This is a genomic window from Rhodococcus sp. ABRD24, assembly GCF_004328705.1.
GTDB lineage: Bacteria > Actinomycetota > Actinomycetes > Mycobacteriales > Mycobacteriaceae > Prescottella.
This window is the reverse complement of the sequence record NZ_CP035319.1, coordinates 4,078,458-4,091,087: the sequence shown is the minus strand read 5'-3', so window position 1 is coordinate 4,091,087 and position 12,630 is coordinate 4,078,458. Positions and strand designations below refer to the sequence as shown.

Annotated in this window: 11 protein-coding genes; 4 read left to right on the top strand and 7 right to left on the bottom strand. The window is 65.9% G+C overall.

Annotated features, from left to right (window positions below):
- Positions 1–103: 103 nt before the first annotated feature.
- On the top strand, positions 104–1,036 hold the full coding sequence (coaA, locus tag ERC79_RS18270) for a type I pantothenate kinase (protein ID WP_131579825.1): 933 nt from the start codon (positions 104–106) through the stop codon (positions 1,034–1,036).
- Positions 1,037–1,073: 37 nt separating this feature from the next.
- Here the strand turns inward: coaA and ERC79_RS18265 are convergent, their stop codons facing one another.
- Complete coding sequence (locus tag ERC79_RS18265) at positions 1,074–1,841, bottom strand: isoprenyl transferase (RefSeq protein WP_131579824.1); 768 nt, start codon at positions 1,839–1,841, stop codon at positions 1,074–1,076.
- Between the two features lie 179 nt (positions 1,842–2,020).
- Here ERC79_RS18265 and ERC79_RS18260 point away from each other — a divergent pair, with 179 nt between their 5' ends.
- A complete protein-coding gene (locus ERC79_RS18260) occupies positions 2,021–2,689 on the top strand; it encodes a hemolysin III family protein (RefSeq protein ID WP_131579823.1) in 669 nt (222 codons plus the stop codon).
- Between the two features lie 1,061 nt (positions 2,690–3,750).
- Here the strand turns inward: ERC79_RS18260 and ERC79_RS18255 are convergent.
- Genes ERC79_RS18255 through mca form a run of 3 tightly spaced genes read right to left on the bottom strand, consistent with a single transcriptional unit; the run spans position 3,751 to position 6,972 of the window.
- The gene (locus ERC79_RS18255) at positions 3,751–5,775 is read right to left on the bottom strand and encodes a thioredoxin domain-containing protein (protein ID WP_131579822.1); all 2,025 of its coding nucleotides are present in this window, start codon (positions 5,773–5,775) and stop codon (positions 3,751–3,753) included.
- 7 nt (positions 5,776–5,782) lie between these two features.
- Positions 5,783–6,094, bottom strand: a complete 312-nt coding sequence (locus ERC79_RS18250; protein ID WP_131579821.1) for a hypothetical protein — start codon at positions 6,092–6,094, stop codon at positions 5,783–5,785.
- A gap of 2 nt (positions 6,095–6,096) precedes the next feature.
- Positions 6,097–6,972 carry a mycothiol conjugate amidase Mca gene (mca, locus tag ERC79_RS18245; RefSeq protein ID WP_131579820.1) on the bottom strand — a complete coding sequence of 292 codons (876 nt, stop codon included), beginning with the start codon at positions 6,970–6,972 and terminating at the stop codon, positions 6,097–6,099.
- A 190-nt stretch (positions 6,973–7,162) separates the two neighbouring features.
- On the opposite strand from mca, the gene ERC79_RS18240 reads away from it, so the two are divergent.
- Positions 7,163–7,588, top strand: a complete 426-nt coding sequence (locus tag ERC79_RS18240) for a DUF4307 domain-containing protein (protein ID WP_131579819.1) — start codon at positions 7,163–7,165, stop codon at positions 7,586–7,588.
- A 250-nt stretch (positions 7,589–7,838) separates the two neighbouring features.
- Positions 7,839–8,333, top strand: coding sequence for a transcription elongation factor GreA (gene greA / locus ERC79_RS18235; RefSeq protein WP_131579818.1), 495 nt, complete (start codon positions 7,839–7,841; stop codon positions 8,331–8,333).
- Between the two features lie 114 nt (positions 8,334–8,447).
- Here greA and ERC79_RS18230 read toward each other — a convergent pair whose 3' ends face one another.
- The 3 genes from ERC79_RS18230 to ERC79_RS18220 form a co-directional block, all read right to left on the bottom strand.
- Entirely contained in the window at positions 8,448–9,776 is a 1,329-nt protein-coding gene (locus tag ERC79_RS18230) for a bifunctional lytic transglycosylase/C40 family peptidase (protein WP_131579817.1), read from the bottom strand.
- Between the two features lie 166 nt (positions 9,777–9,942).
- Positions 9,943–11,097 carry a cystathionine gamma-synthase gene (locus tag ERC79_RS18225; RefSeq protein WP_131579816.1) on the bottom strand — a complete coding sequence of 385 codons (1,155 nt, stop codon included), beginning with the start codon at positions 11,095–11,097 and terminating at the stop codon, positions 9,943–9,945.
- Positions 11,098–11,122: 25 nt separating this feature from the next.
- A complete protein-coding gene (locus tag ERC79_RS18220; protein WP_131579815.1) occupies positions 11,123–12,508 on the bottom strand; it encodes a cystathionine beta-synthase in 1,386 nt (461 codons plus the stop codon).
- Positions 12,509–12,630: the final 122 nt, after the last annotated feature.

Sequence of the window (12,630 nt, the reverse complement as noted above, 5' to 3'; positions counted from 1 at the left end):
GACGGTGTGTGGCTACGAGCACAATTTGCGGCATGCACCTGCCTCCCCCCAGCACGCGCATACACCGACCGCGGTCGGCGACGCTCTTCCGAGAGGTGCGCCGATGGCACGGGTGAGCGAATCGAGCCCCTACGTCGAATTCGACCGTAAGCAGTGGCGGAAGCTTCGCAAGTCGACGCCGCTCGTCCTCACCGAGGAAGAGCTCGTCGGGCTGCGCGGTCTCGGTGAGCAGATCGACCTCGACGAGGTCGCCGAGGTCTACCTGCCACTCGCACGTCTGATTCATCTCCAGGTCGCCGCCCGCCAGCGATTGTTCGCCGCCACCGCAACATTCCTCGGGGACAAGCACCCCGACCGTCAGGTGCCGTTCGTGATCGGCGTCGCCGGCAGCGTCGCAGTCGGCAAGTCGACTACAGCCCGCGTCCTGCAGGCACTGCTGGCCCGGTGGGAGCACCACCCGCGTGTCGATCTGGTCACCACCGACGGGTTCCTCTACCCCTCCGCCGAGCTGACCCGCCGCGGCCTCATGCACCGCAAGGGTTTTCCCGAGAGCTACGACCGTCGCAAGCTGCTCCGGTTCGTCACCGAGGTCAAGTCCGGCGCGGAGGAAGTAGCTGCGCCGGTTTACTCACACAACTCCTACGACGTGGTCCCGGGGCAATATCACCTGGTACGACAGCCGGACATCCTCATCATCGAGGGCCTCAACGTGCTGCAGACCGGCCCACGGCTGATGGTGTCGGACCTGTTCGACTTCTCCATCTACGTCGACGCCCGCATCGAGGACATCGAGGCGTGGTACATCAAACGTTTTCTCGCCCTGCGGAAGACGTCGTTCACCGATCCGAACGCGCACTTCCATCACTACTCGGCGCTGTCCGATGAGCACGCGACGCTGGCGGCCGAGGACATCTGGAACTCGATAAACCGCCCCAACCTGGTGGAGAACATCCTGCCGACCCGTCCGCGCGCGACTCTCGTTCTTCGCAAGGACAGCGACCACACCATCAACCGGTTGCGGCTGCGCAAGCTGTAGATGATGCGCCGCTCGGCACCGTCGAACCGACGGAGCTTCAGGCCCCGAACCGGCGGTGCCGAGCGGCGTAGTCGCGCAGTGCGCGCAGGAAGTCCACGCGGCGGAACTCGGGCCAGTACGCCTCGGTGAACCAGATCTCCGAGTAGGCGCTCTGCCACAGCAGGAATCCCGACAGCCGCTGCTCCCCCGACGTCCGGATCACCAGATCCGGATCGGGCTGACCGGATGTGTACAGATGACTGTCGATACCCTCGACGCTCATCGCTTTCACCAGCTCCTCGCCGGTGAGCCCCTCACTCAACTTGTCCCGCAGCAGCGATTGGACGGCGTCGGCGATCTCCTGCCGTCCGCCGTAGCCGACCGCGACGTTGACGTGTGTACCAGTGCGCCCCCGTGTGCCCGCGGCGGCCTCACGCAGTCGGCGGGCCTGATCCTCCGGCAGCAGGTCGAGGGTGCCGACGATCTTCACACTCCAGTTCTGACCGGGCGCCGAGATCTCCTCTACGACATCGGTGATGATGTCGAGGAGTGTGTCGAGCTCTTCGGGTTCCCGGCGCAGATTCTCGGTGGAGAGCAGGTAGATGGTTGCCATCTCGATCCCTGCCGCGTCGCACCAGCGAAGTAACTCAGCGATCTTGCGGGCACCCATGCGATGGCCGTGGCTGACATCGGTGAAACCGTTCTCTCGCGCCCACCGACGATTGCCATCGCACATCACCGCCACATGGCGCGGATGCTGCAAACCGTCGAGACGGCGTAAGAGCCGTCGCTCGTAGATGCTGTACAGCAGGCCGCGCAACTTCACCTGGACATCACCACGGGAGGAAACACTACGCCGTGAACTCGACGTGCCCGCGACGGCAGTCCTAGTGTCGCCGACGGAAGGTCCGGCGCGGATACAGTAGCTACTTAACCGTAGGTTACGGTTGCGTAGGTTTGGTGGTCAGCTGGTTTACCAGCCGGAACGAACGACAGGGGCACGATATGACGGCACTCGGGCTCGACGATCTCCCGGTGAAGCCGCGAATGCGCGGCTGGATCCACCTGTGGTCTCTGGTGGTCGCGATCCTCGCGAGCGCAGTGCTGGTGTCGCTCGCGTACGCGAAGGTGTCCCCGCGAGCCGGACTCGCGACACTGATCTACGGCATCACGGTCTGTGGACTGTTCGCCGTCAGCGCCACCTACCACCGCATCCACTGGCACACCGTTCGGGCGCGCACGTGGATGAAACGTGCCGACCATTCGATGATCTTCCTGTTCATCGCCGGAAGTTACACACCATTCGCACTCCTGGCCCTTCCGCCGCGCACCGGTGCGATCCTGCTGACGGTCGTGTGGGGCGGCGCGCTCGCCGGCATCGCCCTGAAGATGCTGTGGCCCACCGCCCCTCGCTGGGTCGGTGTCCCGCTCTATCTCCTACTCGGCTGGGCGATCGTCCCGGTCGCGGGCAAACTGGCGGATGCGGCAGGCATCCTCGCCCTCGTCCTCCTCGCCGTAGGCGGCGTGCTCTACAGCGTCGGAGCCGTCCTGTACGCCACCAAGTGGCCCAACCCCTGGCCGCAGACCTTCGGACATCACGAGTTCTTCCACGCCGCCACCGCGATCGCGGCCACCTGCCACTTCATCGCGGTGTGCCTCGTCGTGTTCGGATAGTGCCGCGACATATCCGAGCGCCGCGGGGCGGAAATTGTCCCGATCGCTACGACTCGAGCTACTCCGCGATGGACCCCGTGGGCAAACATGCCAGAACCAAATCAAATGTTCGCTTAATTGACGCCGATCCGGTCGCCGGAATCTGTTCCCAAACCCTTTGCGATGGAATATGATTGGCGATTCAGAAATTCGACACGGAATTCCCCCGTCGAGGCAATGTGACACTCCCACCTCCCACCGACACCAGCCGTTCGAGCACGAGCGATCCTCACACGGAATCTGCATTCGATCGCATAGGGAAGAATTGAACTCGGGTTGAAAATCTCCGCGGCCGGGAGGCGCCCGCCCGGATCGAATATCGACAATTGTCCCAAGCATTGTTCGCCAACCTGCCGAATCCGGGCGGCGGAGTGCTGTCGCATGCACCACCCGCACAACCAGCGGTACGGAATCGGATTCACCACCAAAGGCGACCGATCATTCTGGTAATGTCCGTGCAATCACGAGACTCAGTCGTGAGGAAGCCAGGCGCACGGGCAGTTGTCGGTAGTCCGGCAGACTTTCCCGCGTCGCCGTACATCAATCGGGAGGGCACATGGGCTCGTTCGAAGCCATCTTCGAGTACGTCACGTCGATCGAAATCGCCGGGGACATGATCACCACCATCTTCGACTGGATCGGCGGCATCATCACCAGCAGCGCGCTCTGACACCTGGCATCATGTCGGTGCGCCGACATGTGGCGTCGCGTTAGCCAAACTCACATACGTCCCGCAGAGCCTGTACGGATCTGCGCCACCAGGAGGTAGAAATATGGGTTCCCTCGTTGATCTGATCAGGATCCCCGTCATGAGCGTGGACGCTCTCGGCGCCGGACTCCTGAAGTCGTTCCAGAACCTGATCGACTTCACCACGCTCGCGCTCAGCTGAAGCGTGACGCCAGCACATAGAGCTTCTTCGGAGGATCCGCGAAGGGCCTGTGTACGAGACTGGTTCACACGGTCGCCGCAACTTTCGATCTGAGGTTGCGGCGACCGTGTCGTTTCCGCAGACCAGCCCGGTTCAGCGCCTCTCGATGAGCTCCCGCAGTCCGGCCACGGCCGTGACCGGCCGGTCGCACACCGATCCACGGCAGACGTAAGCCGTCGGCACACCATCGATCTGTGGCCGATCTGCCAGCAGTGCAGCAGAATCGACCGGACCCGCCACCACGACAGCACCACCCGGCGCCAGGCGCCTCGCCGCCGCCGACAGTTGCGACGGCGCATTCTCCACCACCGCGATCTGAATGGGCCCGCGCACCGACGCCTCCGCGATCGCGAGCCAGTGTCCTGCCGAACGCGGTGCCCGCTGCAGCACCACAGCCGCACGGGCCAACGAATCCGCGGCCGCACCAGCGTACTTCGACGCGCACTCGATATCGGTCAGTGCAGCCGCAGTAAGCAGCGCCTCGGTGATGCTCGACGCACCTGACGGCGTAGCACCGTCGAGCGGATCGCGCGGACGGGTCACCAGCGTCTCCGCGTCGTCGGACGTGTCGAACCAGCTGCCTGCCTCGTCCGGATCGGCGAAGTGCACGAGCGCTGTGTCCAACAGCCCGGTGGCAGCCTCGAGCCACGGTGCTTGTCCGGTCACCTGGTGAAGAGTGAGCAGTCCGGTTGCGAGCGTCGCGTAGTCCTCGAGCACGCCCGCCGGCTCCCCCACCACCCCGTCAAGCGACGCGCGGCGCAATCGGCCGTCCACCAGATGCGTCGCGAGCACGACACGGGCGCACTCCTCGGCAGCCCGAATCCACTCCGGACGGTCGAGGGCGGCGCCAGCCTCCGCCAGGGCGGTGACAGCCAACCCGTTCCACGCGGTGACGACCTTGTCGTCGCGTCCGGGCTGCGGGCGTCGGCTGCGAGCAGCGAACAGTCGCGTCCGCACCCGGGCGAGGCGCTCGGGCGCCACGGGCTCGGCGAGCAGCTGCAGCACCGAGCTGCCGCCTTCGAACGTGCCGTCGTCGGTCACCGAGAACACGTCCGCGGCCCACGCGGCATCATCGGTGTCGAGCACCTCCGACAGCTGCCGCGGCGTCCAGGAGTAGGTGAGACCCTCCTCGCCGTCGGTATCGGCGTCGAGCGCGGACGCGAACGCCCCTGCGGCCGTGCGCAGATCGCGCAGCAGGAACTCCACCGTCTCCTCCGCGACACGCAGGGCCAGGACGGACCCCGTCCGCCGCGCCAGGTGTGCGTACACGCGCAGCAGGAGCGCGTTGTCGTAGAGCATCTTCTCGAAGTGCGGGACCACCCAACCGGCGTCCACCGCGTAGCGGGCGAAGCCGCCGCCGAGCTGATCGTAGATGCCACCGCGGGCCATCGCCGAGGCAGTGCGCTCGACGGCACGGAGCACCGGCTCGGCGCCGGTCCGCTCGTACGAGCGCAGTAAGCCCTCCATCAGCATCGACGGCGGAAACTTGGGTGCGCCACCGAATCCACCGTGCTCACGGTCCTCGTCGCGCAGCACCGCCGCGACGGCGCCGGAGAGCAGTGCGGCGTCAACCGGCGCAGCTCCGGCGGGCAGGGCTCCGCTGCTACGCCGCAGCTCTGCGACAACGGATGCCGCGGCGTCGTCGACGGCCCCGCGCCGACTGCGCCATGTGTCGGCGATGGCGTGCAGAAGTTCTGTGAATGACGGCATCCCGCCGCGTGGGGCCGTCGGATAGTAGGTGCCGCAGTAGAAGGGCGCGCCGTCAGGTGTGAGGAAGCACGTCATCGGCCAACCGCCCTGGCCGGTCATCGCGACGGTCGCGTTCATATAGACCGCGTCCAGATCCGGTCGTTCCTCTCGGTCGACCTTGATACAGACGAAATGCTCGTTCATCAGGGCCGCGGTCGCCGGGTCCTCGAACGACTCGTGTGCCATGACATGGCACCAGTGGCAGGCCGCGTAACCGATCGACAACAGAACCGGCACGTTGCGCTCGCGCGCCCAGCCCAGTGCGTCCGGACCCCACTGCTGCCAGTGCACCGGGTTCTCGGCGTGCTGACGCAGATACGGGCTGGTCGCGTCGTCGAGCGTGTTGCGATCGCGCGCCCCCGCTGTCACGACGGCCCTAGCTCGTGGGCTTCGTCGGCGGATCGTGCTTGGCTGACGGATCCTGCTCTCGCTGGGAGGACCCGCCGGGCGCCGCGCCACGATCGGTGCCCTCGTCCGCAGCCTGGTCAGCCTCGGGGTGCTCGGGCTCGAACGTATCGGGGAGCTTCTTGAGCTGCTTGTTCATCGAGCGGACCAGGAGAACGGTACCGATGAGCAACGCGATGATCAGCACGAGCCCGAAGGGCGACGCCTTACCGAACTCCGGCCCCGACGGGTTACTGGGAGTGCTGGTGCCCTGCGCGAGGAACTCCCAGGCCAACGTCGTCATCACTACTGCTCATCCTCCACAATGCCCGCGAAAAGGTCGTTCTCCGGGATTGCGGTGCTCACCCGGGTCTTGGCCAGCTCGAACTCCTCGGTCGGCCAGATCTTCTGCTGGATATCCAGCGGCACCGCGAAGAACGATCCGTTGGGGTCGATCTGAGTCGCGTGCGCCCGCAGGGCGTCGTCGCGCTGCGGGAAGTAGTCGCCGCACTCGATCTGCGTCGTCACCCGCGCCATCAGATCACCCTGCTCGGTCTTCCACTTCTTGAGCCAGTCGGCCATCGGGAACTCCTCCCCGCGGCGTTCGTACTCCTCCTGGAACTGGAGCAGGCGCTTCCTGATGAAACCGTGCGAGTAGTAGACCTTCTGCACCGCCCAGGGCTCGCCGGCGTCGGGGAACTGCTCCGGATCCGCGGCCGCCTCATATGCCGCCATCGACACCTCGTGACAGCGGATGTGATCGGGGTGCGGATAGCCGCCGTTCTCGTCATACGTGGTCATCACGTGCGGACGAAACTCGCGGATCACCTTGACCAGAGCCTCGGTCGGCAGCTCGAGCGGTACCAGCGCGAAACAACCCTCGGGCAGCGGCGGCTTGGGGTCACCCTCAGGCAGGCCGGAGTCGACGAAACCGAGCCACGTCTGCTGCACCCCGAGGATCCGCGCGGCCTCCGCCATCTCCTCCCGGCGCACCTCGGTCATCCGATCCCGGATACCCGGCACATCCATCGCCGGGTTGAGAATGTCGCCGCGCTCGCCGCCCGTCAGCGTCACGACGAGCACCTCGTTGCCCTCTGCTGCGTAGCGAGCCGTCGTCGCGGCACCCTTACTCGACTCGTCATCCGGATGGGCATGAACGGCCATGAGTCGCAATCCACTCACGTGTATCTTCACCTCAGCTTCGCATGTCACCGGCGTGGCGTGTCACCTTGAATGGTCGACCGCTACCACCCACGGCGCGCCGTCTTCCTTCCCCTATAGTTCCACCTGACACAGACGACCGTCTGTCGTACCCCCGCCACTCGTGGCTGACGGCGATACCGACGGTGCCGTACCACCCGAGAGCAGAGTGATGAACAGCACGCCTCCCGCCGATCGTTACGGGTCCACGCCCACAGCGTCCCGCAGCCGGAACTGGGGCAAATGGGTGCTCACCGGTATCGTCGTGCTGGCGGGAATCGGCATCGCCTACCTCGGGTACACCAAGTTCTCGGTCAAGGACGTCGAGGGCAAACAGGTCGCATTCGACATCGTGGACCTTCAGACGATGAACATCCAGTTCACCGTGACACGGGAGGACCCGTCCGAGGCCGCGGTATGCATCATCCGGACCCGGTCCAAGGACGGTTCCGAAACCGGCCGTCGCGAGGTCTACGTCGCGCCGTCGGCCTCCCAGACCGTCGAGATCACTGCTCCCGTTCACGCATCGAAGCCACCCGCGATGGGCGATCTGTACGGATGCAGCATGGACGTTCCCGCGTACCTTCAGGCGGGCTGAGTACCCGACCGACCGGTCTTCGATCCGAACGGCCGAAAACCCCGCTCGTGCTAAAATGGATCGATACACGGTTCCGCCTTGGAGCCGTGTATTGCTGCATTGACGGCAGGACGAGTCTGCTCACGCGGTGGGCGTACCCGGGGGATATTCGCCACGGACTAGAGCCGGCCTGCCCGTTGATCGCTGCTGTTCGCAGCGGTCTGCCGAGGGAGTCCATAACCGGACTTCAACTACAAGGGAGTGATCGAGAATGACCGAGACCCAGGTGACCTGGCTTACTCAGGAGTCTCACGACAGGCTCAAGAATGAGCTCGACCAGCTCATCGCCAATCGTCCGGTCATTGCCGCCGAGATCAACGAGCGTCGCGAAGAGGGCGACCTCAAGGAGAACGGTGGTTACCATGCCGCCCGCGAGGAGCAGGGCCAGCAGGAGGCACGCATCCGCCAGCTGCAGGAGCTGCTGAACAACGCGAAGGTCGGCGAGGCGCCCACCCAGTCCGGCATCGCACTGCCCGGCTCCGTCGTCAAGGTCTACTACGACGGTGACGAGTCCGATACCGAGACCTTTCTCATCGCAACCCGCGAAGAGGGCGCCCGGGACAACAAGCTCGAGGTCTACTCCCCGAACTCCCCGCTCGGCGGTGCGCTGCTCGAAGCGAAGGTCGGCGAGACCCGCGAGTACAACCTGCCCAACGGCAGCCTGATGAAGGTCACCCTCATCAGCGCGGAGCCGTACCACGCCTGATCAGGACACCTGAGACACCGAACCCCGGTTCGAGCCTCCGCTCGAACCGGGGTTCTTCGTTCAGGTCTCGAATACGACTGTCGGATGCATCGCCGCGCGCTGCGAAGCACCGAGTCACATCACCCGGCGCGCCTTCATGCCGTCGAAGATCGGGCCGACCTTGACGACGTCGCCGAACGTCGGAGCATGGACCATCATGCCGTTACCCATGTAGATGCCGACGTGTCCGGGACCACCGGCCTGCCAGTTGCCGAACACCAGGTCGCCGGGCTGCGCCGCGGCCATCGGGATCTCGGTGCCGACACCCCACTGCGTCTCCGACGTACGCGGTAGCGTCACCTTGCCGCCCGTCGCCGCGAACACCGCGAACGACGTCAGACCCGAGCAGTCGAAGCCGCCCATCGACGGTCCACTGATGTTGCCACCGCCCCATACGTACGGAAGACCCAGGTACCGCATCGCGAGCTGCACGGCGGCGCCGCCGATGCCCGTCGTCGGGAGGTTGAGGTCCAGGTTGAAGTTCGCGAACGGCGACAGCAACTGCTCGAACTGTCCCTCCGATGCGCGGATCTTCTGCGCATAGGGCCCGCTCTGGTCTGCGGCGTCGTCGACGCCGGACGGAACGCCTCCCGCCTTGCGCACGGCGCGAGCTCCGGAGTTGAACGCCGCGAGCGCGAGATCGAGGGTGTCGCCCTGGACCAGGCCATCCTTCTTCCACCCGTCGACCTGCGCGTAGTTGTCGCACAGCATGTTTCCAGCCGCCATCACCGAATCGGCAACACCGAGGATGTCGGCATTGCCGTCACCATCGGCGTCCTTGCCGTACTTCGCCCACTCACTCGGCATGAACTTGCCCGGACCACGCCCACCGGCAAGAGACACCGGTGCACCGGGGCCGTAACGGAAGTCGTTCTCGACGGAGAAGAGTGCCGCCAGGGTGGGTGCTTTGACACCGTCGCAGATCTCACCGGCCTTGCGTAACCACGGCGCGAACACCGCAATCGAACCCACCTGTCCCAGATTGGTATTCGGCAGGATCGCCGGCAACGAAGGCAGCGTGATACCGCCGATTCCGGGAATCGCAAGGGTCGGCGCCGAGACGGGAGCCGCCGGCAGGCCGACCGGGGCCGGCATCGGCGCGGGAATAGGTGCGGGCTCCGGCTGCGAAACGGTATCGGCGAGAGGACCCGTCGTGGGCTGCTGCACCCCGGGGATCGCGGACGTGAAGTCGACCACGGCCCGCTCGGCCTGCGGCCGCACATCCTGTGGCAGCAGCGACAGGAGACTGTTGACTTGCTCGCCTGCTCCGGGCGCTGCCTGATCGATGCCCGCGATGACCTCGGCGGCTTGATCTTTCACCGGGGGCGGAACGTCGGTTCCCTGAATTGCCGCACTCGCTGCCGCAGTGATGGCCACGATGATGGCCGCGGGATCCAATGACATTCACCGCTCCTGGACTCGAGCTTTGTTCCGGGAACTCACGGTAACGGGCAAACCGTCAACACGGGGTCGGATTGAGCTCGATTGGACAGGATTTCGGTAAAACTGCCGCCGTTCGCGCACTTACCGTTATGCGAGTGCTCCGGTAAGTGCGCGAATCGCGAGTGGATCAGCCCAGAGCCTGCTCGACGTCGGCGAGCAGATCGGAGGCATCCTCGATACCGACGGACAGGCGCACCAGATCCGCAGGGACCTCGAGCGCGGAACCGGCAGTCGACGCGTGCGTCATCGCACCGGGGTGCTCGATGAGCGACTCGACGCCGCCGAGCGACTCGGCGAGCGTGAAGATCTGCGTGCGTGAGCAGAAGTCGAGCGCGGCCTGCTTACCACCCTTCAACCGCACCGAGATCATGCCGCCGAATCGTCGCATCTGCTTCGACGCCACCGCGTGGCCGGGGTGGGACTCGAGGCCCGGGTAGATGACGTGTGAGATCGCGGCGTGCCCGGTGAGCAGGTCGACGACCTTCTCGGCGTTGTCGCTGTGCCGTTCCATGCGCAGTGCGAGGGTCTTGATGCCGCGCATCGTCAGGAACGCGTCGAACGGACCGGGCACCGCACCGGCACCGTTCTGCAGGAACGCAAACATGGTGTCGAGTTCCTCGTCGGCGGTGACCAGCGCGCCGCCCACCACGTCGGAGTGCCCGCCGATGTACTTGGTGGTCGAGTGCAGCGCGATGTCGGCGCCCAACTGCAGTGGCTGCTGCAGATACGGCGAGGCAAACGTGTTGTCCACCAACATCTTTGCGCCAGCCGCGTGCGCCACCTCGGAGATCGCGGCGATGTCACCGATGTTGAGCAGCGGGTTGGTCGGGGTCTCGACCCACACCAGCTTGGTGTTCGGGCGGATCGCGGCACGAACGGCGTCGACATCGGATACCGCAGCGGGGGTGTATTCGATCCCCCACTGCGTGAACACCTTGTCGATGAGCCGGAACGTGCCGCCGTAGGCATCGTTGGGAATCACCAGGTGGTCGCCGGGGCGCAGCAGCGACCGCAGCACGCAGTCCGTCGCGGCCATGCCCGAGCCGAACGCCCGTCCGAACGTGCCCGATTCGAGCGCCGCGAGGTTGGCCTCGAGCGGACGACGCGTCGGGTTGCCCGTGCGCGCGTACTCGAAGCCACCGCGCATGCCGCCGACACCGTCCTGCGCAAACGTGGAACTGGCGTAAATCGGCACGTTGACCGCGCCGGTCTGCGGATCCGGCTCGTAACCGGCGTGGATGGCCCTGGTGGAGAAACCGTTGGAGAATCCCTGCTCACTCATGGCGACCAGCCTAGCGACCCGAAGATCAGGCTCCCGCGCTGAGGAACCCGAGCAGGTCGTGGCGGGTGATGACGCCGACGGGCTTGCCGTCGTCGACCACCATCAGCGCGTCGGTGTCGCCGAGCGCCTTGGTAGCCGAGGACACCGGCTCGCCCGCGCCGATCAGCGGGAACGGCTTGCTCATGTGCTTTTCGACCGGATCGGCGAGGGCTGCGCGGCCCTCGAAGACGGCACTGAGCAGGTCGCGCTCCGACACGCTGCCCGCGACCTCACCGGCCATGACGGGAGGCTCCGCACCGACAACCGGCATCTGCGAGACGCCGTACTCGCGCAGGATCTCGATCGCATCGCGCAACGTCTCCGACGGGTGAGTGTGCACCAGATCCGGCAGCTCACCGGACTTGCCACGCAGCACGTCGCCGACGGTCTGCTCACCGGTGGTGCCGTCGAGACGACTGCGCAGGAAACCGTACGACGACATCCACTCGTCGTTGAAGATCTTCGACAGGTAGCCGCGGCCACCATCGGGCAGTAGCACGACGACGACGGCATCCGGGCCCTCGCGCTCGGCAACCTTGAGCGCGGCGACGACGGCCATGCCGCAGGAGCCGCCGACCAGCAAGCCCTCCTCGCGGGCGAGGCGTCGGGTCATCTCGAACGAGTCGGCGTCGGAGACGGCGATGATCTCGTCCGGGATCGACGGGTCGTAGGCGGTCGGCCAGAAATCCTCGCCGACACCCTCCACCAAGTACGGCCGTCCGGTGCCGCCCGAGTACACCGAACCCTCCGGGTCCGCGCCGATGACCTTGACCTTGCCGCCCGAGACCTCCTTGAGGTAGCGGCCGGTGCCGGTGATGGTGCCGCCGGTGCCGACGCCCGCGACGAAGTGCGTCACCTTGCCCTCGGTGTCCCGCCAGATCTCGGGCCCGGTGGTCTCGTAGTGGCTGTCGGGGCCGCCCGGGTTGGAGTACTGGTTGGGCTTCCAGGCGCCGGGGATCTCCTGCACGAGGCGGTCGGAGACGTTGTAGTAGCTGTCCGGGTGCTCGGGGGCGACCGCGGTGGGGCACACCACGACCTCGGCGCCGTACGCGCGCAGCACGTTGCGCTTGTCCTCCGAGACCTTGTCGGGGCAGACGAACACACACTTGTAGCCACGCTTCTGCGCGACCAGTGCGAGGCCGACGCCGGTATTGCCGGACGTGGGCTCGACGATGGTGCCGCCGGGCTTCAGCTCGCCCGACGCCTCCGCGGCGTCGATCATCTTGACCGCGATGCGGTCCTTGGAGCTGCCGCCGGGATTGAGGTACTCGACTTTGGCCGCGACCAGTCCCGAACCCGGGCCGACTACCGAGGAGAGCTTGACCAGAGGGGTGTTGCCGATGAGATCGACGACATGATCCGCGATGCGCATGCCCCCATGGTTCCAGATGGTATTCGGACATGCGCCGTGAAGGGGTCGAGACCTGGTCCTCGGCTTCTCTGCAGCAACGCGGACAGTCGTCGCTGCACCGTGCCGAACGCGTTCCAGATCCG